General features: G+C 60.1%; 22 protein-coding genes. 11 read left to right on the plus strand and 11 right to left on the minus strand.

Annotated features, from left to right (window positions below; genetic code table 11):
• The first annotated feature begins 102 nt into the window (after positions 1-102).
• A complete protein-coding gene (locus AC07U5_RS02640; RefSeq protein WP_062439287.1) occupies positions 103-834 on the plus strand; it encodes an SDR family oxidoreductase in 732 nt (243 codons plus the stop codon).
• A gap of 173 nt (positions 835-1,007) precedes the next feature.
• Here AC07U5_RS02640 and AC07U5_RS02645 read toward each other — a convergent pair whose 3' ends face one another.
• The 5 genes from AC07U5_RS02645 to AC07U5_RS02665 form a co-directional block, all read right to left on the minus strand.
• Positions 1,008-1,181, minus strand: a complete 174-nt coding sequence (locus AC07U5_RS02645) for a DUF1328 domain-containing protein (RefSeq protein WP_082447294.1) — start codon at positions 1,179-1,181, stop codon at positions 1,008-1,010.
• Between the two features lie 201 nt (positions 1,182-1,382).
• On the minus strand, positions 1,383-2,231 hold the full coding sequence (locus tag AC07U5_RS02650; protein WP_494722214.1) for a metal ABC transporter permease: 849 nt from the start codon (positions 2,229-2,231) through the stop codon (positions 1,383-1,385).
• On the minus strand, positions 2,228-3,088 hold the full coding sequence (locus AC07U5_RS02655) for a metal ABC transporter permease (RefSeq protein ID WP_494722215.1): 861 nt from the start codon (positions 3,086-3,088) through the stop codon (positions 2,228-2,230). Before AC07U5_RS02655 ends, AC07U5_RS02650 begins: the two co-directional genes overlap by 4 nt.
• Positions 3,085-3,996: a manganese/iron ABC transporter ATP-binding protein gene (locus AC07U5_RS02660; RefSeq protein ID WP_494723244.1), complete on the minus strand. Its 912-nt coding sequence runs from the start codon at positions 3,994-3,996 to the stop codon at positions 3,085-3,087. The genes AC07U5_RS02655 and AC07U5_RS02660 overlap by 4 nt, the downstream gene beginning before the upstream one ends.
• A gap of 2 nt (positions 3,997-3,998) precedes the next feature.
• On the minus strand, positions 3,999-4,889 hold the full coding sequence (locus tag AC07U5_RS02665) for a metal ABC transporter substrate-binding protein (RefSeq protein WP_112360453.1): 891 nt from the start codon (positions 4,887-4,889) through the stop codon (positions 3,999-4,001).
• A 576-nt stretch (positions 4,890-5,465) separates the two neighbouring features.
• Between AC07U5_RS02665 and AC07U5_RS02670 the strand changes: the two genes are divergently transcribed.
• The gene (locus AC07U5_RS02670; RefSeq protein ID WP_494722216.1) at positions 5,466-6,566 is read left to right on the plus strand and encodes a hypothetical protein; all 1,101 of its coding nucleotides are present in this window, start codon (positions 5,466-5,468) and stop codon (positions 6,564-6,566) included.
• Between the two features lie 237 nt (positions 6,567-6,803).
• Here the strand turns inward: AC07U5_RS02670 and lysS are convergent, their stop codons facing one another.
• The 5 genes from lysS to AC07U5_RS02695 form a co-directional block, all read right to left on the minus strand.
• Positions 6,804-8,306, minus strand: coding sequence for a lysine--tRNA ligase (gene lysS, locus AC07U5_RS02675; RefSeq protein WP_062424978.1), 1,503 nt, complete (start codon positions 8,304-8,306; stop codon positions 6,804-6,806).
• Between the two features lie 213 nt (positions 8,307-8,519).
• A complete protein-coding gene (gene gltX / locus AC07U5_RS02680) occupies positions 8,520-9,977 on the minus strand; it encodes a glutamate--tRNA ligase (RefSeq protein ID WP_494722217.1) in 1,458 nt (485 codons plus the stop codon).
• Between the two features lie 216 nt (positions 9,978-10,193).
• Positions 10,194-11,966, minus strand: a complete 1,773-nt coding sequence (locus AC07U5_RS02685; RefSeq protein WP_144621532.1) for an SLC13 family permease — start codon at positions 11,964-11,966, stop codon at positions 10,194-10,196.
• A gap of 266 nt (positions 11,967-12,232) precedes the next feature.
• Positions 12,233-12,985 (minus strand): TerC family protein, encoded by a 753-nt coding sequence (locus tag AC07U5_RS02690; protein WP_062424975.1) that lies wholly within the window; start codon positions 12,983-12,985, stop codon positions 12,233-12,235.
• A 158-nt stretch (positions 12,986-13,143) separates the two neighbouring features.
• The gene (locus AC07U5_RS02695) at positions 13,144-13,815 is read right to left on the minus strand and encodes a TetR/AcrR family transcriptional regulator (protein ID WP_494722218.1); all 672 of its coding nucleotides are present in this window, start codon (positions 13,813-13,815) and stop codon (positions 13,144-13,146) included.
• Between the two features lie 145 nt (positions 13,816-13,960).
• Between AC07U5_RS02695 and AC07U5_RS02700 the strand changes: the two genes are divergently transcribed.
• The 5 genes from AC07U5_RS02700 to xylA all read left to right on the plus strand — a co-directional run bounded on the left by AC07U5_RS02700 (position 13,961) and on the right by xylA (position 21,266).
• On the plus strand, positions 13,961-15,187 hold the full coding sequence (locus tag AC07U5_RS02700; protein WP_494722219.1) for an HlyD family secretion protein: 1,227 nt from the start codon (positions 13,961-13,963) through the stop codon (positions 15,185-15,187).
• A 33-nt stretch (positions 15,188-15,220) separates the two neighbouring features.
• Positions 15,221-16,804, plus strand: a complete 1,584-nt coding sequence (locus tag AC07U5_RS02705; protein WP_062598958.1) for a DHA2 family efflux MFS transporter permease subunit — start codon at positions 15,221-15,223, stop codon at positions 16,802-16,804.
• A 365-nt stretch (positions 16,805-17,169) separates the two neighbouring features.
• Positions 17,170-18,192 carry a LacI family DNA-binding transcriptional regulator gene (locus tag AC07U5_RS02710; RefSeq protein WP_494722220.1) on the plus strand — a complete coding sequence of 341 codons (1,023 nt, stop codon included), beginning with the start codon at positions 17,170-17,172 and terminating at the stop codon, positions 18,190-18,192.
• Between the two features lie 81 nt (positions 18,193-18,273).
• On the plus strand, positions 18,274-19,728 hold the full coding sequence (xylB, locus tag AC07U5_RS02715) for a xylulokinase (RefSeq protein WP_494722221.1): 1,455 nt from the start codon (positions 18,274-18,276) through the stop codon (positions 19,726-19,728).
• Between the two features lie 227 nt (positions 19,729-19,955).
• Positions 19,956-21,266: a xylose isomerase gene (gene xylA, locus AC07U5_RS02720; RefSeq protein WP_494722222.1), complete on the plus strand. Its 1,311-nt coding sequence runs from the start codon at positions 19,956-19,958 to the stop codon at positions 21,264-21,266.
• A 259-nt stretch (positions 21,267-21,525) separates the two neighbouring features.
• On the opposite strand, the gene AC07U5_RS02725 is transcribed toward xylA, so the two are convergent.
• Positions 21,526-22,545 (minus strand): GlxA family transcriptional regulator, encoded by a 1,020-nt coding sequence (locus AC07U5_RS02725; RefSeq protein ID WP_494723245.1) that lies wholly within the window; start codon positions 22,543-22,545, stop codon positions 21,526-21,528.
• A gap of 265 nt (positions 22,546-22,810) precedes the next feature.
• Here AC07U5_RS02725 and AC07U5_RS02730 point away from each other — a divergent pair, with 265 nt between their 5' ends.
• The 4 genes from AC07U5_RS02730 to AC07U5_RS02745 all read left to right on the plus strand — a co-directional run bounded on the left by AC07U5_RS02730 (position 22,811) and on the right by AC07U5_RS02745 (position 25,140).
• Positions 22,811-23,647 carry an alpha/beta fold hydrolase gene (locus tag AC07U5_RS02730; protein WP_494723246.1) on the plus strand — a complete coding sequence of 279 codons (837 nt, stop codon included), beginning with the start codon at positions 22,811-22,813 and terminating at the stop codon, positions 23,645-23,647.
• A gap of 144 nt (positions 23,648-23,791) precedes the next feature.
• Positions 23,792-24,124 (plus strand): DMT family transporter, encoded by a 333-nt coding sequence (locus AC07U5_RS02735; RefSeq protein ID WP_062427774.1) that lies wholly within the window; start codon positions 23,792-23,794, stop codon positions 24,122-24,124.
• 142 nt (positions 24,125-24,266) lie between these two features.
• Positions 24,267-24,899 carry an NAD(P)H-dependent oxidoreductase gene (locus tag AC07U5_RS02740; RefSeq protein WP_494722223.1) on the plus strand — a complete coding sequence of 211 codons (633 nt, stop codon included), beginning with the start codon at positions 24,267-24,269 and terminating at the stop codon, positions 24,897-24,899.
• A 103-nt stretch (positions 24,900-25,002) separates the two neighbouring features.
• Complete coding sequence (locus AC07U5_RS02745; RefSeq protein WP_156380110.1) at positions 25,003-25,140, plus strand: hypothetical protein; 138 nt, start codon at positions 25,003-25,005, stop codon at positions 25,138-25,140.
• Positions 25,141-25,175 lie beyond the last annotated feature (35 nt).

Below are 25,175 nucleotides of genomic sequence, written 5' to 3' on the forward strand. Positions count from 1 at the left end.
TGATTGCAAGCTGGCTTGACGGTCTGTGAATACACCGTTTACATATGAATTGTCGATGCATATTTGAGACGTTGCGCCCGAAGGCGCCGGAGGAGAGCCATCATGGGCCAGGATTTTTCAGGACAGACCGTTGTCATTACCGCAGCGGCACAGGGTATCGGCCGGGCAACGGCGGAACGCTTCATCGCGCTTGGTGCGCGCGTTATCGCCACCGACATCAATGAAGCTGCTCTCGCAACCCTTGAAAATGCCGAGACCCGCGTTCTTAACGTTCTCGATGGCGCTGCCGTTCAGGCCTTTGCCGCCGAGATCGGCTCTGCGGATGTGCTCTTCAACTGCGCAGGCTTCGTGCATGCCGGCACCATTCTCGACTGCGAGGAAAAGGACTGGGATTTCTCATTCGATCTCAATGCCAAGGCCATGTACCGCACCTGCCGCGCCTTTTTGCCCGGCATGTTGGAAAAGGGCAAGGGCGCCATCGTCAACATGTCGTCAGTGGCCTCCAGCGTCAAAGGCGTGCCGAACCGGTTTGCCTATACGGCCTCGAAGGCAGCTGTCATTGGCCTGACGAAGTCCATCGCATCGGATTTCGTTACCAAGGGTGTTCGCTGCAATGCCATCTGCCCCGGCACCGTGGATAGCCCATCGCTGCATGAGCGCCTGCGCGCGACCGGCGATTACGAAAAGGCTCTCAGCGACTTCATCGCGCGCCAGCCGATGGGGCGCATTGCCAAGCCGGAAGAGATTGCAGCGCTGGTGACCTATCTGGCGTCGGACGAGGCCGGGTTCACCACAGGTCAGATCCATGTGATCGACGGTGGCTGGACGGCCTGACAGGGCCGCTTTCAGTCCGCGGGTTTGCGTCTCGTCATCCCGCAAGTGACGGAGGAACTTAAGCTTCTGTCGTCGACGTGGTACGCCGCCAAGGTCACGCAGGTCATCGATATGACCAAACAAAAACGGCCGGGGAGGCCCGACCGTTTCTGTATTCCAAGCTTCTGTAATCCTTAGAGGATCGCCTGACCGGCCATCACTGCCAGCACCAGGAAGATAAGGAAGACGACCACGGCGATGAAGAACAGGATCCGGGCGATGCCAGAGGCCGCCGCCGAAATGCCTGTGAAGCCAAAAACTCCGGCGATGATCGAGATCACGAAAAATATTAGAGCCCACTTCAGCATGGTCGGTCCTCTTGCGTCAGATTTGAAACGGGCAAACGCTCAAGGTCCTGGACCCATTCGTTTGTCTCTCAGTCTTTGTTCAGCCAAGCCCTTACCGCACAATAATCTTCATGCGCGCGGGCATGCACTAATGACGCAAAAGTGAGGGAAGAGGTTCCAGGGTACCGGAAATCTTTTTCGACACCCGGCTCTTGCGATGGGTCACGCGGTCGCGGTGGCGGAGGTTTTCCTGGCTTTCATCGTCGTGCGGAGGAAGGCCAGGATGAAAAGACCGCTCATGATCAGCACGATGGTGGGCGCCGGTGCGCTATCGATCAGGAAGCTCAGCCAGATGCCAAGGGTGGTAGAGAAGAGCGCCACGCAGACGGCGGCAATCAGCATCTCGGAGAAACGCCGTGTGACGAGGAAGGCGATAGCGCCAGGTGCCACCAGCATGGCGACCGACAGGATGATGCCGATTGCCTGAAGTGCGCCAACGACGGTGAGCGACAGGACGGCAAGCAGGCCGTAATGCAGGATGCGGACCGGCAGGCCGATGGCCTTGGCGTGTTGCGGATCGAAGGCGTGCACCAGCAGATCCTTGCGCAGGATGGCGAGGAAGAGCGTGGCGGCAAGCGCAATCAGGCCGGTCTGGATGACATCGGCCATCGAAACGCCGAGCATGTCGCCGAAGAGGATATGATCGAGATGAACGTCGCTCTGCACCTTGACGTAGAGCACCAGCCCCAGGCCGAACATGCCGGAAAAGACGATGCCAAGCACCGTGTCTTCCTTGATGCGGCTGTTTTCCTTCAGAAAACCGGTGCCGAGCGCGCAGATCATGCCAGCGATGAAGGCACCGACGGAAAAGGGGATGTTGACGATATAGGCAATGACGACGCCGGGCAGCACCGCATGCGAGACCGCATCGCCCATCAGCGACCAGCCTTTCAACACCAGCAGGCAGGAGAGCATGGCCATCGGCACCGCGATCATCAGCGTGATGATGAAGGCATGTTGCATGAAGGGAAGCTGGAAGGGCAGGAGCGCCAGTTCGAGATATTCGCTCATGCGGGCTCCTCGAGTGCGGCGCGGGCCTTGGCGCGCGAGGCGAGATAGCCGTGCTTGGGCGCAAACAGGAAAGCGGTCAGGAAGATCAGCGTCTGTAGCACGATGATGATACCGCCGGTCGCGCCATCGAGGAAATAGCTCAGGTAAGCGCCGAGGAAGCTCGTTGCGGCGCCGATGCCGAAGCTCATGCCGATCAGCCGCTCGAAGCGGTCCGTCAGGAGATAGGCGGTGGCTCCCGGCGTGACGACCATGGCGACGACGAGAAAGGCGCCGACGGTCTGCAGAGCTGCGACAGTGGAGGCGGCGAGCAGGGTGAAGAAGATGACCTTCAGCACGTCCGGCTTCAGACCGATGGTACGGGCGTGGTTCTCATCGAAGAAGACGACCATGAAGTCCCGCCATTTCAGCGACAGGACCAGGAGACTGATGCCGCCGATCAGCGCCAGTTGAATGGTGTCTTCGGGGGTGATGGCGAGAATGTTGCCGAGAACGATGGTTTGAATGTTGATGGAGGTGGGCGAGAGCGACACCATGAAAAGGCCGAGGCCGAAGAAGGAGGTGAAGATCAGGCCGATGATGGCGTCTTCCTTCAGCCTTGTCTTCTGGTTGAGAAACAGCATCGATGCTGCCGCAAGCCCGCCGGAGAAGAACGCGCCGAGTGCGAAGGGAAGACCCAGCATATAGGCGCCCGCCACACCCGGCACGATGGCGTGGGAGAGGGCATCGCCGATCAGCGACCAGCCCTTCAGCATCAGATATGCGGAGAGAAAGCCGCAGACGCCGCCGACCAGTGCGCTGACCCAGATGGCATTCAGCATGTAGGAGTAGGTGAAGGGCTCGAGCAGGGTGGAGATCATCGCTCCGTGTCTCCCACCTTCGCCGGATCGCCCCGCGTCTCATGGCCGTTCTGGCCGTAGATGACGAAGGGGCGCTCGTCATCGGTGATCACTTTCAGACGCCGCGGGTCGGCATCGTCATGCAGATCGGCGCCGCCCAGGATGAAGTGGCGGAGGCTTCCGCCGAAGGCGGCCTGAAGATTGGCTTCGGTAAAGGTATCTTTCGTCTTTCCCGAGGCAAGCACCGTGCCCTTGACGAAGACGGCGCGATCGCAGAAATCCGGCACGCTGCCGAGATTGTGGGTGGAGACCAGCATGATGCGGCCTTCGTCGCGCAGGGATTTCAGCAGTGCAATGATCTGCTCTTCGGTCGTCACGTCGACGCCGGTAAACGGCTCGTCGAGCAGAATGACCTTGCCCTCCTGCGCCAATGCGCGGGCGAGAAAGACGCGTTTCTTCTGCCCGCCGGAAAGCTCGCCGATCTGGCGCTTGCGGTAATCCAGCATGTTGACGCGCGCGAGCGCCTCTTCCACCATGCGGTGGTCGCGTTTGGTGGGAATGCGAAAGAAGTTCATGTGGCCGTAACGGCCCATCATCACCACATCCTCGACGAGAACGGGAAAGCTCCAATCCACCTCTTCGGCCTGCGGCACATAGGCGACGAGGTTCTTTTTCAGCGCGGTGGAGGCCGGCTCGCCGAAGATGGAGACGGTGCCGGCCGACAGCGGCACGAAGCCCATGATGGCCTTGAAGATGGTGGATTTGCCCGCCCCATTGACGCCGACAAGGGCAGTGATGGTGCCCCGGGGTATCGAGAAGCTTGCGCGGCGCAATGCCGTGTGGCCGTTGCGATAGGTGACCGTCACATCATCGACGGTGAGCCCATCCTGACCAGGCTTTGGCTTCGCAGCGCTTCTCGTTTTCCCCATCATCATTGGCTGAGACCCTTCACGATCGTGGCTGTTGTGGTGCGCAGAAGATCGAGATAGGTCGGCACGGGGCCGTTCGCCTCACTCAGAGAATCCACATAGAGAATGCCGCCATAGGCCGCGCCCGTTTCCTTCGCCACCTGCTTTGCCGGATCGGGCGACACGGTGCTTTCGCTGAAGATGACGTGGACATTGTTGGCGCGCATCGCGTCGATGACGCCGCGCACCTGCTGCGGTGTGCCCTGGCTATCGGCATTGACCGGCCAGAGGAACAGTTCCTTCAGGCCGAAATCACGCGCCAGATAGGAGAAGGCCCCTTCGCTCGTCACCAGCCAGCGCTTGTTTTCCGGCAGTGCAGCGATGGCATCGCGCATCGGCTGGATTTCCTGTCGGATCTTGTCCGAATAGGCCTTGGCATTGGCGGCATAAACATCGGCGTGGTCGGGATCGATTTGCGTCAGCGCCTTGCGGATGTTCTCGACATAGATCAGCGCATTGTCCGGCGACATCCAGGCATGCGGGTTGGGCTTGCCACTATAGGCGCCGCCGCTGATCGAAATCGGCGTCACACCATCGCTGACGACGACATTCGGAACGCCGGAGAGATTGGCGAGAAACTTCTGAAACCACAGTTCAAGGTTCAGCCCGTTCCACAATACGAGGTCGGCATCGCGAGCTTTGAGTATATCGCGCGGGGTCGGCTGGTAGTTATGGATCTCGGCCCCGGGCTTGGTGATGCTCTCGACATCAGCCGCGTCGCCCGCAACGTTGCGGGCCATATCGGCAATGATTGTGAAGGTGGTGATCACCTTGGGCTTTTCCGCAGCAAAAGCGGAGAAGGGCAGGAAGGCTGCGGCGCAGAGAGCGATAAACGTCGAGCGGGTCAACTTCATGAGAACGATAAAACCTCTTTTGCGATTAATTCGCAATAGCAATGTGGGAGACATCGGAAAGATTGTCAATGCTATTGCAAATCATTCGCATTAAGAACGGCTACAACTGAATATTGTTCCAAATTCTTTCTTGCAACGGTGTGCTGTGGCCTGATTGGGCGCGGGCTGCTGCCGGCGGCGAGCCTATGCGGCGTGGTCTCTCTCTGGATAGGAGAGACCAAACGCCGTCAGCCGATACGTGCGGGCTCGCCCTTTGCGTGTCTTGTTCGCAAAAAGTGTCAGTGATCTTACGGCGTGTTTCGCCTTGGCAGCCTGGGCAAGAGCGGGCTGATGAGCCTCGGCGATCCAGCTCAAAAAACGTCCGGAAACGAACCTTTTTCCTGCCTAATTAAGTCTTCTTCAATGAGAAGCCATCAAGATCAATGGCTGCACGGATGTGGTCTATCACCATCCGGCCTTTTTCCACTCCGGTGGCGCAACGAGGCGCGACGGGAGACGAAGGCGTTAGACGAGGTTGTCTATGTCGGGACGTTTGACGTGAAAGCAGTGTTCAAAAGAATACGGTTTTCCCGCAAAGTGGTATTAATTGGCGGTGGCATCCTCCTTCTGGGTGGTGCCTCCGGCGTTGCTGCCATTGTCGTCGGCAGGGATCAGCTCTTCGGTAATTCGGAGGTCGTGCAGAACGGCCTGGAATGCAAGACGGCGCAGACAGTCAAGATCAAGAAGAACGGCTCGGTCTGGATCCGCAAATTCGTCCGCACGGAAGGTGGCGATGGCCCGGAGCGCATGAAGACGGCGCTGCGCGTGGCCAAGGCCATCTACGACAAGGATCATCCCGACCTCGTTCAGGTCTCGGTGCTGGATGCCAAGGGACCGCAGATGCGCGCCGACATGCGCGGCCGATCGATCGCCGCGCAGGCGATCTACATCGCCGATCCCAGCAAGCTGCCGGAAGGCGCTGCCTCTCAGAGTTATTCCGCCTATTACTATGATGGTGCTGCCGCCGATGACGGCCAGTTTTACGGATTGCGCATCGATCTTCCTGTCGAAGACGCCAAGGCGATGACAGCGTCGCTTACCGAATTTGCCGATTGCGTCGATCCGGTCGCGGCCACTGCCGGCGACGGACATGGCGCTCCGGCTGGTGGCCATGGCGCGCCTGCCGGTCACGGTGCTGAGGCGTCAGGCGGGCACGGCGACAGCAAGGGATCGGATGGCCACGGCGCTGAAGGCGATGGACATGGCGGTGGCGAGAAGCCTGCCGAAGGCGGCCACGATGCGCCTGCCAATGCTGATGGCAGTGGTCATGGTTCTGCTGAGCCACTTTTGACTTCGACACCCGACAAGAGCGAAAGCATGTTCAGCTTCGGCTATATCAAGTCGCTGCTGTTCGGTAAGGGTGAGACGACGGCAGTTGCGGCTGAGCAGCCTGCGGCAGAAGGCCATGGCGAGCCGGCAGCGGCTGGCGACCATGGCAGCGCCCCGGCTTCAGACGGTGGGAATGAGGCGGCGGGTCACAGCGCCCCAGCCGTGGCGGAAGAGCCTGCCGCACAGGGCAGTGCCGCGTCCGGCGCGGCGGCTGGTGGACACGATGCGCCCGCGGGAGAGGCCGCCGGCCATGATGACGCTGCTGCTGGTGGCGACCACGCCGCAGAGGCTCCGAAGCCCGAGCACTGATTGGGTTGCTTTGTGCGAGATGAGCGGCTTAGTTACCGCCTCGTGCATGTGAGTATGTCGCCAGTTCTGCAACATCGCGAGCAGCGGCATCGAAAGTTGCCACCGAAGGCATGAACCCTTCCACATCCCTGTGCTGATCCTCGCATCAAGGACAGGTGAGGTAGGATGATAAGGCCAAACCAATAAGCCGCTTATCTCGGACCGCCGCTCGTCGCGACGGTCCTTTGCGTTATAAATTCAGTCGGCCTTCTGGCGGCGGGCTGGGAAGAGGATGACGTCGCGGATCGACGGGGCGTTGGTGAGCAGCATGACCAGGCGGTCGACGCCGATGCCGAGGCCGCCGGCGGGGGGCATGCCCTGGTCGATGGCGTCGAGGAATTCGTCGTCGAGCTGCTTGTCCTTTTCGCCGCGGGCGTGGGCCTGTTCCAGCTGTTCCACCATGCGACGGCGCTGTTCTTCCGGGTCGTTCAACTCGGAGAAGGCGTTGCCCACTTCCCAGGCGTTGCAATAGCTCTCGAAGCGCTCAACCAGACGCGGTTCACCCGGCACTTCCTTGGCGAAGGGGGAGATGTCCTTGGGGAAATGGGTCACGTGGCTTGGCTGGATCAGCGTGCCTTCGACCTTTTCTTCGAAGATGAAGGCGAGGCATTCGCCCCAGGTCCAGTCCTTCTCGACTTCGAAGCCGGCGGCCTTGGCGGCAGCGCGGGCTTCCTCGTCGGTCTTGATCGCCAGGAAGTCGATGCCGGTTGCTTCCTTGACGGCATCTGGCATCGGCACGCGCTTGAACGGACCCTTGAAGGAAATTTTCTGGCCCTGGAAATCAAGCTCGGTGGTGCCGTGGATGGCGATTGCCAGCGTCTCGAACATGCGCTCCACGAGGCTCATAATGTCCTCATAGTCGGCATAGGCCCAGTAGCATTCCAGCATGGTGAATTCGGGATTGTGCCGTGTCGACACGCCCTCATTGCGGAAGTTGCGGTTGACCTCGAAGACCTTGTCGGAAAGGCCTGACACCAGCGTGCGCTTCAGGAACAGTTCCGGCGCGATGCGCAGATACATGTCCATCTTCAGCGTATTGTGGAAGGTCTTGAACGGATCGGCGGTCGCGCCGCCATAGACCGTCTGCAGCATCGGGGTCTCGACTTCGAGGAAGCCTTCGGCCTCCATGAAGCGGCGGATGCCGGAAATGATCTTGGAGCGCTGCTGGAAGCGCAGCTTGGATTCCTCATTGGAGAGGATGTCAAGATGGCGCTTGCGATAGCGGATTTCGACGTCGGAAATACCGTTCCACTTCTCCGGCATCGGTAGAAGCGACTTGGTGAGCATGGTGATCTCTTCGGCATTGATCGTCAGCTCGCCGCGCTTGGTGCGGCGCACCTTGCCGGTAACGCCGATGATGTCGCCGATGTCGATCATCGGCAGCATCTCGCGGGCCGCTTCCGGCGTCGTATCCTTGTGGGAAAAGATCTGCACCTTGCCGGACGCATCATGGATATCCATGAACATGCCGGAATTGCGCGAGGAGTAGACGCGACCTGCGACCGTGACCGTATCGCCCGTTTCGACATCCGGCTCGATATCGGCATATTTTTCCGCAAGCTCGGCATTGGTCAGCGTGCGGTGGAAATGCGCCGGATAGACGTCGCCGATCTTGTCGCGCAAAAGCGCCAGCTTCTGGCGGCGCACTTCTGTGGCGTCGGAGGACAGGGCAGTCGTTTCGGTCGTCTTGGTGTCGGTCATGGTCCTGAAGCCTTTTTCGGGCGAGTTGTTCTTGTGTCTGTGGCGGCCAGGTGGGTTGGCTGCACTCGTTTTCCGTATTCGTCATCCTCGGCCTTGAGCCGAGGATCCATAGTCTTGCGCTCGTTCCATCCGTCGGCCTTAGGAGACCTTGGCGTGGATCCTCGGGTAAAGCCCGAGGATGACGGCGGGTGGGGTGGCGCGACCTTATCGACCTTAGCCCGCAGCGCCAACCATCGTCGTGACAACGGCGATGGCGGCCTTCAGCCGCTGGCGAACGACCGAGCGGCCGAGCAGCGCCATGGAATCGAAGAGCGGCAGCGAGCGCGAGGAGCCGGACATGGCGACGAAAAGCGGCGGCGTGACGACGCGCAGCTTCTTGCCCGTGCGTTCCGCCACATCGCGCAGTTCCGCTTCGATGGCCTCGACGTTCCAGTCGGGCATCTTTTCCAGATCGGTAGCAACGGTCGTCAGGATCTCAAGGATCTCTTCCGGCTTGCTCTTCAGCCCGACAAAGGAGGCCGGTGTAAGACCTACATCGCCAGAGAGAAGGAAGCCTGCGAGATTGGGCAATTCGCCAAGCTTGGAGACACGGCTCTGGGAGAGCTTCAGGCCTTCGGTCAGGCGCTGGTTCTCCATCGCCCATTCCAGCGTGCGGGCAATGAACTCTTCCGGCGTGAGCTTTTCGCGCAGCCAGCGACCGTTCAGCCAGTCGAGCTTCTGGATGTCGAAGATCGCGCCGGCCTTGGAGAGCGCGTCCGGATCAAATTTCGCAGCCAGCTCGTCCATCGACAGCAGCTCTTCGCCCTCAGCAATCTGGATGAAGAACAGGCCGAGGAAGTTCATCAGCGCTTCCGGCAGATAGCCGAGTGCGGAATAGTAGGAGATCGAGGTCGGGTTCTTGCGCTTGGAAAGCTTCGACTTGTCGGCGTTGCGCATCAGGGACAGATGCATGAACACCGGCTCCTGCCAGCCGAAATAGCGATAGAGCAGAATGTGCTTGGGCACCGATGCCAGCCACTCTTCGCCGCGCGCCACATGGGTGATCTTCATCAGATGGTCGTCGATGACGTTTGCCATGTGATAGGTCGGCATGCCGTCGGCCTTGATCAGCACCTGCATGTCGACCGATTCCCACGGGATCGAGACATCGCCATAGACGCCGTCATGGAAATCGCATGAGCCTTCGGTCGGGATCTTCATGCGCACGACGGAAGGTTCGCCCGCTTCCATCTTGGCGGTGACTTCTTCCGCCTTCAGGTGAAGACAAAGACCGTCATAGCCCGGCGGCTTGCCGGCGGCGCGCTGTGCTTCGCGCATTTCTTCCAGGCGCTGCGGGGTGCAGAAACAGCGGAAGGCGTGGCCCTTGTCGAGCAGGTCCTCAGCGTAAGGCCAATACATGTCCTTGCGCTCGGACTGGCGGTAGGGGCCGTAAGGGCCACCCACATCCGGGCCTTCCGACCAGGTCAGGCCGGTCCATTTCAGCGCTTCCAGAACCTTCTCTTCATATTCGCGAGTCGAGCGCGTGGCATCGGTATCTTCGATGCGCAGAATGAACTCGCCGCCGTGTTTCTTGGCGAAGAGATAGTTGAAGAGCGCGATATAGGCGGTGCCGACATGCGGCTCGCCGGTGGGGGAAGGGGCAATACGGACGCGGACGCCGGAAGTGGTCATTGAAATTCACTCGTCGTGACGTTGCAGCGACGCAAGGCTGAAATCAGCCTGTTGTCAGCGAAATTGACGTTGGATGCGGCAGGATTGGCAAAAACAGGCGTTGGATCAAGCGCCATTTCACACCATCCCATTGGGCATGGCTTAGGCCACATTCCGCCGCAGGCGTCAAGAAAAGACTGTTGTGCCGTCTCGCCGGTGGCGCCGGGGGTGGCCCCCTCAGGACACCGGCCAGACGTATAGCAGCATGGGAATGCTGACGATGACGATGATGAAGGAGAGTGGCAGCCCAAGGCGCGGATAATCGCTGAAACGATAGCCGCCCGGTCCCATGACCAGCGTGTTGCACTGGTGGCCGATGGGGGTAAGGAAGTCGCAACCGGCACCGATGGCGACGGCCATCAGGAAGGCTTCGGGCCGAAAGCCGAGCGTGGTGGCAAAGCCCGCGGCGATCGGTGCCATCACAAGAACGGTGGCGGCATTGTTGAGGAAGGGTGTCACCGCCATTGCGGTGAGCAGGATCATGCCAAGTGCGGCAAAGGGCGGAAGACCATGGGCGACGCTGCCAAGCCAGTGGGCAATCAACTCGCTGGCGCCTGTGGTTCTCAAGCTGTCGCTGACGGGAATGAGGGCGGCGAGCATGACCAGGATCGGGCCGTCCACCGACTTGTAGACTTCCGTCAGCGGGATGGCGCCGACCACGATCATCAGGAAGGCGGCGGCGAAGAAGGCGACCGAAACCGGTACCAGGCCGCTGCCGGCGGCAATCATGGCGGCCGCGAGCACGATCAGCGGCATAAAGGCGCGGCGCTTGACGCCAAGCAGGATTTCGCGCTGGGCAAGCGGCAGCAGCGAAAACTCCTGCAGCATCAGCGGCACGTTCTTGCGGCTGCCCTGCAACAACAGCACGTCTCCCGCCTTCAGCGTCAGATCGCTCAGGCGTTCGCTGACACGCTGACCGCGCCGTGACACGGCAATCAGATTGACGCCGCGCGTATAGGAGAGCGCCAGTTCGCGTGCCGACATGCCGTTCAGGTGGGAATCGTTGCTGATGACGGCTTCCATGGAGATGAGATCGACGACCTTTTCGCCCTTGTCGGTGAGCGGCTTGCCCGAGAGTATGAGGTTTGCCTGCGACACCATCCGGTCGAGGCCTTCCGGGCTGCCTTCCAGCATCACGGTGTCGCCAGCCTTCAACGTCACATCGGGAAAGGGCGAGATGCGACGCGGGCCACGCAGAATGGTTCTGGCGATCACGTCGCCATCGCCAAGACGCAGCAGTTCGCGTAACGGCTTGTCGACGAGCACGCTGTCGGGCGAAAGTGTGGCTTCGGCGGTGTAGCTTGCCTGGTCGAGAATATCTTCCACAGACGCCTGCTGCTTTGCCCGCACGGGGAGAAGACGATAGCCGACGGTGAGGAAGAGAATGCCGACGACCGTCAGCGCAAGGCCGACGGGGGTGAAATCGAACATGCTGAAGCTCTGCCCGGTCATCTCCTCGCGAAGGCGCGATACGACGATGTTGGGCGAGGTGCCGATCTGCGTCATCAAGCCGCCGAGAAGGGCGGAAAAGGCCATCGGCATCAGGTAGAAGGAGACGGGGCTGCCGGACTTGCGGGCAAACTGGAAGGCAACCGGCATCATGATGGCAAGCGCGCCGATGTTCTTGATGAAGGCCGACATGACGGCAACGGTCACCATGAGGAAAGCCAGTTGCAGGCCCTTCGAGCGCATTTCCGGCAAATAGCGCTTGATGATGAAATCGACGATGCCGGAGCGCGCCACGGCGGAACTGACGATCAGCGCGCTGCCGACAATGATGACGATATCGTCGGAGAAGCCGGAAAAGGCCTTGTCGAAGGGAACCACACCGACGGCAACGGCCACCAGAAGCGCGCTGCAGGCCACCACGTCGTAGCGGAACCTGTCCCACATGAAGGCCACCATCATCCCAGCAATCACGGTGAAGGCCAGGATCTGCTCTGTGGTCATGCTGGGGTACTTTCAGGAGGGCATTGCCATTAGACAATGCGGGGATAACCCGGGAAGGGTGCATCAAGAACGCGGGCGCTGTGCCACTTGTTCCTGCCGGCTTTGCGGGTTTTGCGGGCGTGCCGCGCATGCTGTATCCGGGCGTGCCCTCGGACAAGTCTTTGAGGTTGCTTGTCTCTCAGCCTTGAGGCGCAAGCGCCGTGTTCAGCCTTGAATTTATACTGGAGCCCGCAGCGGGTGCGGGCTCCAGGGATGTCTTTACAGCATCAATGCAGGGTGCTGCTCTTCTTGCGCTTGGAATTGCGTGAGACGATGTTGAGCACTTCCACCAGCGCCGAAAACGCCATGGCGGCATAGACGTAGCCCTTCGGCACATGGAAGCCCATGCCTTCGGCAATCAGCGTCGTGCCGATCATCAGCAGGAAGGCGAGCGCCAGCATGACGACCGTCGGGTTGCGCTCGATGAAGTTGGCAAGCGGGGTTGCGGCGAGCAGCATGACGGTGACGGCAAAGACGACGGCAACGACCATGATCGGCACGTGAGGGGTCATGCCGACTGCGGTGATGATGCTGTCCACCGAGAAGACCAGATCGAGAAGCAGGATCTGCACGATGGCAGACGAGAAGCTGGTGATGGCAACCTTGCCGCCAACCATGTCTTCCTTGTGATCGATCGGGTCCACGTTGTGGTGGATTTCCTTGGTGGCCTTCCAGACGAGGAAGAGACCGCCGACGATGAGAATGATGTCCTTCCAGGAAAAGGGCTGGCCGAAGACTTCAAAGACCGGCTCTGTGAGCTGCACGATCCAGGCGACGGTGCCGAGCAGTCCAAGACGCATGACGAGAGCCAGACCGATGCCGATGCGCCGTGCCTTTTCCCGCTGGTTTTCCGGCAGCTTGTTGGTCAGGATCGAGATGAAGATCAGGTTGTCGATACCCAGCACCACCTCCATGACGATGAGGGTGACGAGCGCCACCCATGCGGTGGGATCTGACAAGAGAGGGACGATGGACTCCATCGGGCCGGACTTCCTTTCAACTGAAGGTTATTATTTGACGGTGATAACGCAGATAATGGGCAATCTATAACGAATAAGTTGCGACGCAAGCATGTCAAAAGCGCCGTCAGGAGAGGTTCCCGGCGGCGCTTCAGACTAACTCGGAAGGATGAATGGCTTCAGGCGGCTTTTGTTCCGTAAGCGGCCATGAAGACGCGGATGGCGCTGGAGATCACGCGTTCCAACTCTTCGTCGGGAACGGGGCCTTCCAATTCGCCAAACAGGCGATATTTGAAGAACGTGCCGGTGGAAAGTTCGATGAACTGGCGCGCGGCCAGTTCCACATCGTCAACCTGGAGGCTGCCGTTTTCAATATGATGGCGGATGAACTCTTCCAGAACGATCCTGATATTGTTGGGCGCGGAACTGAAGAACCGTCGCGAAAGCTTGGGCATACGGTCGATGACGCCAAGCAGTGAGCGCATGGCAGGGATCATGTCAGTGCATACCAGACGGTTCGCAAAGGCCGTGCCAAACTGCCTCAGGCCATCGCGCACCTCTTCGGTCCCGGCCAGAATGTCGCGCATGGAGTCAGCAAATTCGCTGCGATGGCGGTCGATCAAAGCGGCGAACAACTCTTCCTTATTGGCGAAGTAAACGTAGATAGTCCCCTTGGAAACGCCAGCTTCCCGGGTAATATCATTCATGCTGGCGGCGTCGAAGCCCTTTTGCTTGAACATGCGCCACGCGCCATCGAGGATCTGTTCACGCTTGGACGGGTCTTCACCCGCAGCAAAGCGCCCACCCGATGCGGTGGCCGAACTTGCATCCTCGATTACCTTCTCTGTCATCGTCTTTCGTCCGATCGCGGTTAACACCCGGTTCAACATATCGAACCGGGTGGTTCGATGCCACTTGATATGTGGTGTAAAAGCGATTATGTCAATCGAACCGAACGGTTCAGTTCAATTAATTTCGTATAACCAGGTGTCTACCATGTCGTCTCAAAAGAGTGGCGCTGTCCGGGCGATCAATACGTCGGAAGAAGCAGAAGTCCAGACCGCAGCTCAGGCTGAAGCCCGCACTGAAGAAAACCGTCCGGCAGAGGCCCCCAAGGCCGCAGCGCCCGTGCAGCCGCCGGTGCAGAAGAAGAAGGGCAAGTCCTTCCTTTTACCGATCTTCGGTGTCGCGCTTCTGGCCGGTGCCGCCTGGTATGGCTACGACTACTGGACGACAGGCCGCTTCATGGTGTCGACCGACGACGCCTATGTGCATGGCGATATCGCGGTGATTTCTCCCAAGGTGTCCGGCTATGTGGCGAAGGTGGATGTCGTCGCCAACCAGCAAGTAAAGGCCGGCGATCCGCTGGTGACGCTGGATGACGGCGATTATCGCCTGGCACTTGAACAGGCCGAGGCGCAGCTTGCCACGCAGCAGTTGTCCTTGAACCGTATCGACGCGCAGATCGCAGGCGGCGAAGCAGCGCTCGCCCAGGCGTCTGCCCAGAAGGGCGCGCTCGACGCAGCCCTGCAGGGTGCCGAGATCAACAACAAGCGTGCCACCGAGCTGCAGTCCAAGGATGTCGGCACCGCCGCATCTGCCGACAATGCCCGCATTTCGCTTGAGCAGGCCAAAGCCAATCTTGCTGCCGGTCAGGCGAATGTGGTTGCGGCTGAGGCCAATATCCAGCTCCTGAAGGCGCAGCGCAAAGAGGCCGAAGGCTCGATCAAGCAGCTGGAACTGGCGCGTGACAAGGCAGCTCGCGATCTTTCCTTCACCGTTCTTCGCGCGCCCTATGATGGCGTGGTCGGCAATCTTGCGGTGCAGACGGGCGATCTCGTCTCTGCGGGTAAGCGCCTGGCATCGCTCGTGCCGATGAATGAGCTTTATGTCGATGCCAACTTCAAGGAAACGCAACTGGCACGCGTCGTGCCCGGTTCCAAGGTGAAGGTGCATGTGGATGCGTTCGATGATGACGCGATCGAAGGCACGGTGCAGTCGATCTCGCCGGCATCCGGCTCGGTCTTCTCCATGCTGCCGCCGGAAAACGCCACGGGCAACTTCACCAAGGTGATCCAGCGCGTGCCGGTGCGTGTCGTTCTTTCCAAGGAAGATATCGACAAGCATCACCTGCGCGCGGGCCTGAGCGTCGTCGTCGATGTCGATACGCGCACGGCACCAAAGCCGGCCGACACCCAGGCAGCCCAGAACCAGTCCAAGTAACCGGCAGCCCGGATCAAGGTAGGGACAAGCATTATGGCGGCTACAGCCAGCATGAGCGGCGGCACGACGGCCGCCGTCGATCCGCCGATGGACCGCAGACGCCTGATCGCGTTCTTCGCCATGGTCTTCGGCATGTTCATGTCGATCCTCGACATTCAGATCGTTTCGGCATCGCTTGCCGAAATCCAGGCCGGCCTCGGTGCCGGTTCGGATGAGATCGCCTGGGTGCAGACATCCTACCTGATTGCGGAAGTCATCATGATTCCGCTATCTGGGACGCTGGCGCGCATCCTCTCCACACGCGTGCTGTTTGCCACCTGTGCGGCAGGCTTTACGCTTTCCAGTGCGCTTTGCGCGACCGCGACGAATATCGACCAGATGATCGTCTATCGCGCCATTCAGGGCTTCATCGGCGGCGGCATGATCCCGTCGGTCTTTGCCGCGGCCTTCACCATTTTCCCGCCCTCCAAGCGCCCGATCGTTTCGCCGATCATCGGCCTTGTCGCAACGCTTGCGCCCACCATCGGCCCGACGGTTGGCGGTTATCTCTCCAATGCCTTTTCCTGGCACTGGCTGTTCCTCGTCAACATCATTCCCGGCATCATCGTCACCATCGTGACCTGGACGTTCATCGACTTCGACAAGCCAGAGGCTTCGCTGTGGAAGAAGTTCGACTGGTGGGGTCTGATCTCCATGGGCGTCTTCCTTGGTTCGCTGGAATATGTGCTGGAAGAGGGCAACAATAACGACTGGTTCAACGATGAGAATATCGTCATTGCGGCGATTGCCATGACGATCGGTGCGGTGGTTTTCTTCTGGCGGGCCTTCAAGGTGGATTTCCCGGTGGTGGATCTGCGCGCCTTTGCGGACCGAAACTTCTCCATCGGCTCGCTGTTTTCCTTCGTCATGGGTATCGGTCTTTACGGGTTGACCTATCTCTATCCGCTCTATCTGGGGCGCGTGCGCGGCTATGATGCGCTGATGATCGGCGAGACGATGTTCGTTTCGGGTCTGACCATGTTCTTCACCGCACCGATTGCGGGGCGGCTTTCGGCCAAGCTCGATCCGCGGGTGATGATGGCGATCGGCTTCATCAGCTTTGCGGCGGGCACCTGGATCATGACGCATGTGACGGCCGACTGGGACTTCAACGAGCTTCTGATCCCGCAGATCCTGCGCGGTTTCGGCCTCATGATGTGTATGGTGCCGATCAACAATATCGCGCTCGGCACGCTTCCGCCCGCCCGCATCAAGAACGCATCCGGTCTCTTCAACCTCACGCGTAACTTGGGCGGTGCGGTCGGTCTTGCCATCATCAACACCGTACTCAGCCAGCGCACCGACGACCACTATGTCCGCATTGCCGAGCATGTGAATTACGGTAATCCCGCAGCCCTCGACTGGCTGAACAATGTCGGCGGCAATTACGACTCCTACGGCCTCGACGGCGCGTCGGTGGCAATCAAGAAGCTCGTCGGCGTGGTGTCGCAACAGGCGTGGATCCTGGCCTTTGCCGATGTGTTCCTGCTTTTGACCTTCCTGTTCACCGGGCTGATCTTCCTGACGGTGCTGATCAAAAAGCCGAAGGCGGCCCCGCCGCCCGATGCCGCGCACTGAGTTTTACCTATCCACCGCAGCGCATGTGGGGTCACCGGAAACGGTGGCCCCTTTTTTGTTTGGGTTGGACACTCTGCTTGTTTTTTGGCGGATGCCGGTGGTCGATCCACGCGCTCTGCCGTCATCCTCGGGCTTGACCCGAGGATCCATGGTTACCAATGAAGTCAACGGTTTATGGATCCTCGGGTCAAGCCCGAGGATGACGGAGGAGAAGGGCTTGAGCCTCGACTTAACCGTAGACACCATCAGACTTGAGTTCATCTCCGCCGCTACATCGTACGACTTCACTCCTTCATGAGGTACGTACATCATTTTCTGATTTACGTACCTCAGAAACTCCTCTATGACGGTGCGCGGGAGGAAGCATGAAGCCGACAGTTCACGATATTGCGTCAAAGGCAGGGGTCAGTCTCGCCACCGTCGACCGGGTGATCAACCTGCGTCCGGGCGTGCACCAGCTGACCCGTGCCAAGGTGGAAGCGGCGATTTCCGAGCTTGGCTATGTGCGCGATATCGCAGCCGCCAACCTTGCCAAGGGGCGCAGCTATGCGCTGGTCTTCATTCTTCCCAACAACGACAATTCCTTTATGGCGGGGCTTCGCAACGAGGTGAGGTGTGCAGCCTCACGCTCCTATGTGGAGCGCACCTCGATCCGCATCATCGAGGTACCACCCTTCGATGCGGCGGCACTCACCCAGGCGCTGGATGTGGCGCGGCTGGAAAAGCCGTCGGGCGTTGCCTTTGTCGCGATCGATTCCGAGGATGTTGTCGAGGCGACGGATCGTCTGGCTGACAGCGGGATCGCTGTCGTGACGCTGGTGTCGGATCTGACGGGCTCCAAGCGCGACCATTTCGCCGGTGTCGACAATGCCGCGGCAGGGCGCACGGCGGCAAGCCTGATGGGGCGCTTCCTGCCAAGAGAGACGGCCGAGATTGCGGTTCTGGCGGGCTCCATGCTGGTGAAGGATCACCGCGAGCGTCTGGCCGGCTTCGAAGGTGTGATCGAGGTGGAGTTTCCGCATCTTTCCATCCGTCCGGTTCTGGAGGGGCGCGACGATGCCGAAAGGGTGGACGCGCTGGTCGCAGACACTCTGCGCGACAATCCGAGGCTTGCCGGGCTCTATAGTCTCGGTGCCGGCAATCGTGGTCTGATCCGGGCGCTGAAGGCCCATGATGGCTTCCGACCCTGCGTCATTGCCCATGAGTTGAACGACACGACCGCGGCAGCACTTCGCGACGGCGTGCTGGATGCCGTGCTGAACCAGGATGCCGGCCACGAGGTGCGCAGCGCCATCCGCGTGCTGAAAGCCCGTGCCGATGGGCTTACCGTCATCGAAGCGCAGGAGCGTATCCGTATCGACATATTCCTGAGGGACAATCTCCCTTGAGCACTCTTCGTTTGAACCCGTTTCGGGCGCGGCCCGGCTTCAACTGCGCCAGCCTCATCACATCCCATCTTGGAGGACGACATGTATCTCGGTCTTGATCTTGGAACATCCGGCGTCAAGGCGCTGCTGATCGATAGCGATCAGACGGTCATCGGTTCGGCCAATGGCGCGCTGGATATTTCGCGTCCGCATCACGGCTGGTCGGAGCAAAATCCAGCCCACTGGATCAAGGCGACCGAAACGGCGATCGCCGGGCTGAAGGCGAAATTTCCGGCCGAGCTTTCGGCGGTCAAGGGCATCGGCCTCTCCGGCCAGATGCATGGCGCGACGCTGATCGATGCGAGCGGCAACGTTCTTCGCCCCTCGATCCTGTGGAACGATACGCGATCGTATGCGGAAGCTGCCAAGCTCGATGCGGACCCGCGCTTTCGCCAGATCACCGGCAATATCGTATTTCCAGGCTTCACGGCGCCGAAGCTCGTCTGGGTGAAGAACAACGAGCCGGAGATTTTTGCCAAGGTCGCCAAGGTGCTTCTGCCGAAGGATTATCTGCGCCTGTGGCTGACGGGCGAGTACATCTCGGAAATGTCCGACTCTGCCGGCACCTCCTGGCTCGATACCGGTGCGCGCGCATGGTCTTCCGAATTGCTGGCGGCCACCGATCTGGATGAGAAGCATATGCCGTCTCTGGTGGAAGGCACGGATGAAGCGGGCGTGCTTCGCTCCGAGCTCGCCTCCGCCTGGGGTATTTCCGGCAAGGTCGTCGTGGCCGGTGGCGCTGGCGACAATGCCGCATCCGCCTGCGGCATGGGCACGGTTGCCGAAGGCCATGCCTTTGTGTCGCTCGGCACCTCGGGCGTGCTCTTTGCTGCCAATGCCTCCTATCTGCCGAAGCCGGAGAGTGCCGTTCACGCCTTCTGCCACGCGCTGCCCAACACCTGGCACCAGATGGGCGTCATCCTGTCTGCCACCGATGCGCTCAACTGGTATTCCGGCATTGCCGGCAAATCCGCGTCTGAGCTTTCCAGCGAGTTGGGCGACGACTTGCAAGCGCCGACCGGCGTCACCTTCGCCCCCTATCTTTCCGGCGAACGCACCCCGCATAATGACGCGGCCATTCGCGGCTCCTTCATCGGCCTTTCGCATGAAAGCGACCGCAAGGCACTGACGCAGGCCGTGCTGGAAGGCGTGACCTTTGCGATCCGCGACAATCTCGAAGCGCTGAAATCGGCTGGCACCTCCATCTCCCGCGTCACCGCCATCGGCGGCGGCTCGCGCTCGCGCTATTGGCTCGCCTCGATTGCGACCTCGCTCGGCGTACCGGTCGATATTCCGGCCGAAGGCGATTTTGGCGCGGCCTTTGGCGCCGCACGTCTTGGCCTGATTGCCGCGACGGGGGCCGATCCGCTTGCGGTCTGCAGCCAGCCGGAGACGGAGGAGACGATCGAGCCGGTCACATCGCTATCAGGCGCTTACGAAGAGGCTTATGGGCGATATCGGGCGCTTTATCCGGCGATCAAGCCGCTTTCGCATTAGGCGGGGTTGAGGGTGGGGCTTACCCCCCCTCTGTCCTGCCGGACATCTCCCCCTCAAGGGGGGAGATCGGCCAGATGGACGGACACCACTTCAAATTCGGCCTCGGTAGAACCGAGCGCCCACCACGAATCGATCTCCCCCCGTGAGGGGGAGATGCCCGGCAGGGCAGAGGGGGGTGAACCGCACCCTCTACCGACACACCACACATCACCAAGGGAGAAGCAACGATGAGCACTGGATTTTTCGGCGATATCGCCAAGGTCAAATATGAAGGCCCGGACAGCACCAATCCGCTGGCCTTCCGCCACTACAACCCCGATGAGATCGTCTCCGGCAAGCGCATGGAAGACCATCTGCGCTTTGCGGTCGCCTACTGGCACTCCTTTGCCTGGGAGGGCAGCGATCCTTTCGGCGGACGCACCTTCGACCGCCCCTGGTTTGGCGATGACATGCAGAAGGCCAAGCTGAAGGCCGATGTGGCGTTCGAAATGTTCAGCCTGCTCGGCGCGCCCTATTACTGCTTCCACGATGCGGATGCGCGTCCTGAAGGCAAAACGTTTGCGGAAAGCACCAAGAACCTCAACGAGATCGTCGATTACCTGCAGAAGAAGCAGGAAGAGACTGGCGTCAAGCTTCTCTGGGGCACGGCGAACCTCTTCTCCAACCGCCGCTTCATGTCCGGCGCCTCCACCAATCCGGATCCGGATGTGTTTGCCTATTCGGCAGCCACCATCAAGACCTGCATGGACGCCACGATGAAGCTCGGTGGAGAGAACTATGTCCTGTGGGGCGGCCGCGAAGGTTACGAGACGCTGCTCAACACCGACCTCTCCCGAGAGTTCGACCAGATGGCGCGCATGCTGCACATGGCGGTGGAGTACAAGTACAAGATCGGTTTCAAGGGCACGATCCTGGTCGAGCCGAAGCCGCAGGAGCCGACCAAGCACCAGTATGATTACGACGTCGCGACCGTCTATGGCTTCCTGAAGAAGTATGGCCTCGAAAACGAAGTGAAGATGAATATCGAACAGGGCCACGCGATCCTTGCCGGCCACACCTTCGAGCATGAGCTGGCGCTTGCCAACACGCTCGGCATCTTCGGCTCGATCGACATGAACCGCAACGACTACCAGTCCGGCTGGGATACCGACCAGTTCCCCAACAACGTCCCGGAAATGGCACTTGCCTATTACCAGGTCCTGCAGGCTGGCGGCTTCACCACCGGTGGCACCAACTTCGACTCCAAGCTGCGTCGCCAGTCGCTCGATCCGGAAGATCTGCTGATCGGCCATATCGGCGGCATGGATTGCTGCGCGCGTGGCCTGAAGGCTGCGGCGAAGATGGTGGAAGACGGCGCGCTCTCCAAGCCGCTTTCTGAGCGCTACGCCAAGTGGGACCAGCCGGAAGCCCAGAAGATGCTGCGCGGCGAAATGAAGCTGGAAGAGATTGCGGCCAAGGTGGAGCGGGAGAACATCAACCCCGAGCCGAAGTCCGGTCGCCAGGAATATCTCGAAAACGTGGTCAACCGCTACGTTTGAGGCGTTGTGCCGGTGAGAGCCGGCTGTTGCGATGGTTTCACTCCGGACTTGCGTTCGGGGTGAAACCGTTGATGCGGTTTCTCTTCCTCCCTCATTCCTGTGCTCGTCACAGGAATCCAGCCGACGCGCGTCTGCGCGGCGAAAAGAGGCCCTTCCCGACCAAAGACTTGGTCTGACTGGATTCCTGTGACAAGCACAGGAATGAGGGTGGATGCTTCAGACCAACTCTTCCGCACGCGCCTCCAATAGCGCGAGGATCTCACACCCGCACATCCCCCCGATAGACATTCGGCGTCGTCCCGGTCAGCCGTCCGAAAATCTTGCGAAACGCGGCGGGGTCGGTGTAGCCGACGGACCAGGCGATGGATTCGATGGAGCCGTTGGTGGTTTCGAGCAGCTGTCGCGCCTTCATGATGCGGACATTCTGGTGATACTCGGTGAGCTTCAGTTTCGTGGCGCGGAAGAAGCGGCGTTGCAGGGTGCGCTCCGAGAGGTTCACGCCGTCTGCCAGTTCGCCAACGCTCTTTTGCAATTCCGGGGTGGCGTGGAACTGGTGCTGGATCTGCAGCACCTCGCGGTCGCCATGGTCGAAGCGCGGCAGGAAGGCCTTGTAACGGGCTTGGCTGGTGCGTGGCGGATCGACGATGAGGAAGCGGGCGGTCTCCAGCATCACCGTCTGGCCGAGAAGTTTTTCCACGAGCAGCAGGCCGAGATCGGCCCAGGCGAGAATGCCGCCGGCGGTGATCACGTCGCCGTCGTCGATGATCATATTGTCGGGTGCCACATCGATGCCGGGAAAGCGCTCCGAAAGCCTGTCGGCAAAGGCCCAGTGGGTGGTGGCGCGGCGCCCATTGATGAGGCCGGTTTCGGCCAGCACGAAAGCGCCGGCACAGACCGAGCAGACCGTCACGCCTTCGGCATGTTGCGCTGACAGCCACTGCGAGGCGGGCGTCATGCTCTGCATCTTCTCCGGCATCACGATGCTGGGCGGCGCGATGACGTAGCGCAGCGCATGGGGCTCGCCCGGATGCGAATCCCAGATGCAAGCGACCGTGTCGCCTTCCATCTTCCAATGGCTGATGCGGATGCCGGTTTCACCGGCGCGACCTTCCAGCGCCATCGCCCAGCTGGACGCGAGGCTGAAGAGATCCGTCAGCCCGTAGATCGCAGCCAGCTGACAATCGGGATAGATGAGTAGCGCAATTTCGATAGTGCTGATATTCGTATCGACGGTCTTCGGGACGCCCGTCTCGACACCTTTTTCCAGCATTTGCGTCATTGTCACTTTTGCCTTCTATAAAGTCGTTTGCGCCACGTGTTTTGTGTAGAGCAAGGCGCTAGCTTGTTCAAGTCAACAGCAACCAGACAGGCACCGACAGGAGAGCGCGATGACGGAACCAGGGACAACCAATGACGCCAACCGCTTTTTCGTGTCGAGGCGCAGTGTCTTGATCGGAGGTGCCGCCCTTGCAGGCGCCGCACTCTCGCCACTCGATTTTTCATCCGCCTATGCAGCAACCAATTCAGTACAAGGAGATATCAACATGGGTTACGTTACCACCAAAGACGGCGTGCAGATCTTCTACAAGGACTGGGGTCCAAAGGACGCGCAGCCGGTTGTCTTCCACCACGGCTGGCCGCTGTCTTCCGACGACTGGGACGCGCAGATGCTGTTCTTCCTTGCCAACGGCTACCGCGTCGTTGCCCATGACCGCCGTGGACATGGCCGCTCGGAGCAGGTGTCCGAAGGTCACGACATGGACCACTACGCCGCCGACGCTTTTGCCGTCGTCGAGGCGCTGGACCTGAAGAATGCCATCCACATCGGCCACTCCACCGGCGGCGGCGAAGTTGCCCGCTATGTGGCCAAGCATGGCGAACCGGCAGGCCGCGTTGCCAAGGCGGTTCTGGTTTCCGCCGTTCCGCCGCTGATGCTGAAGACCGAGGCCAACCCGGAAGGTCTGCCGATCGAAGTCTTCGACGGTTTCCGTTCTGCACTTGCCGCCAACCGGGCGCAGTTCTTCCGCGATGTTCCGGCTGGTCCCTTCTACGGCTTCAACCGCGATGGTGCTAAGGTGCATGAAGGCGTGATCCAGAATTGGTGGCGTCAGGGCATGATGGGCGGTGCGAAGGCCCATTATGATGGCATCAAGGCGTTCTCCGAAACCGACCAGACGGATGACCTGAAGGCGATTGGCGTTCCGACGCTGGTTCTGCATGGCGAAGACGACCAGATCGTTCCGATTGCGGACTCGGCCCAGAAGTCGATCAAGCTTTTGAAAAACGGTACGCTGAAGACGTATCCGGGCTTCTCGCACGGCATGCTGACGGTAAACGCCGACGTGCTGAACGCCGATCTTCTGGCCTTCGCCAAGAAGTAAGAAAACGTAAACGAGGGCCGCTGGCGGGGCAAACGCTCCGCAAGCGGCCCTTCGTCGTTTTAACGATGGTGCATCACGAAACTGTGATGGTGACGAGCGCTGCGATTTCTGATGTTTAGCAGTCTCCGCCACTGGAGATTGCCCATGCCCGCTTATGCCATTCTCGCCCTTGCTGTGATCAGCGAAGTCGTCGCGACCATGTCGCTCAAGGCATCGAAAGGGTTCACCGTCCTCGTCCCCTCCATCGCCGTCGTCATCGGCTATGGCGCTGCCTTTTTCTTCCTGTCGATGATCCTCGATCGCATTCCGGTGGGTGTGGCTTACGCCATCTGGGCCGGTGGCGGGATCCTCTTGACGGCGACACTCGGCTGGTTCGTCTTCGGCCAGCGCGTGGATTTCTGGGGCTTTGTCGGCATGGCATTCATCCTTGCGGGTGTGCTCATCCTCAATCTGCTGTCGAAATCTTCCGTTCATTGAGCGGCCACAAACGCCTGCAAAATCGCATGGTTACATTTCTGTGCCTTCTTGTGTGCGGCGCAACAGACCCTATCTGTATCTGCGTTTCAAAGGGCTTCAGACCGCGCATTGACGCGCATGGCTGGCCCGCCAAGGAGTTTCTATGCTGATCGATAAACTGAACTGGCGTTATGCCACGAAGAAGATGGACCCCGCCAAGGCTGTGTCCGAGGACAAGGTGGACCGCATCATCGAGGCGGCGCGTCTGGCTCCGACGTCAAGCGGCCTGCAGCCCTTCGAAATCATCGTCGTCACCAATCCGGAGGTTCGTGCCAAGATCCAAGAGATCGCCTGGAACCAGGCGCAGATCACCGATGGTTCGCATCTTCTGGTGTTCGCCGCCTGGGACAATTACACCCCGGAGCGCATCAACCACATGTTCGATCTGACGAACGAAGAGCGTGGCTTCAAGAACGAAGGCTGGGAAAAGTACCGCCAGTTCCTGCTTGGCAAGTACCCGGATCGTGACCCGGAAGTAAACTTCGAGCATGCCGCCCGCCAGGCCTATATCGCCTTCGGCATGGCTGTCGCCCAAGCCGCCTTCGAAGGTGTGGATGCAACGCCGATGGAAGGTTTCGAGCCTGCCAAGCTGGACGAAATTCTCGGCCTTCGCGAGAAGGGCCTGCGTTCGGTGACGATCCTGCCGCTCGGCTATCGTCAGGAAGAGGGCGACTGGCTTGCCAATCTGAAGAAGATCCGTCGCCCGCTGGGCCAGTTCGTTACCAAGGTCGAGTGACGACAACCGTCGCTCTTCGGGCAGATTTTTCCGTCATTCGCGGATAATTGAAATATCCTGCCTATAAATCGGTATCGCATACGGGCATGTATGCGATACACAGATGGCCGAAACGCTCCAGCAACGGCGTGAAAGCCATCGTCTTCAGAAAGTCGACCATGCTCTCAGATGTCTTTCATTGTCGAATGTGCCGGATGGCGGCATGAACGGTTGTGGCCTGACGGGCCGTCCGCCGGAATGAAGAGACAATTTCCTCAAGAGCAATGGCATGAATTC

Source organism: Agrobacterium sp. GW821-FHT02D03, from assembly GCF_059421725.1.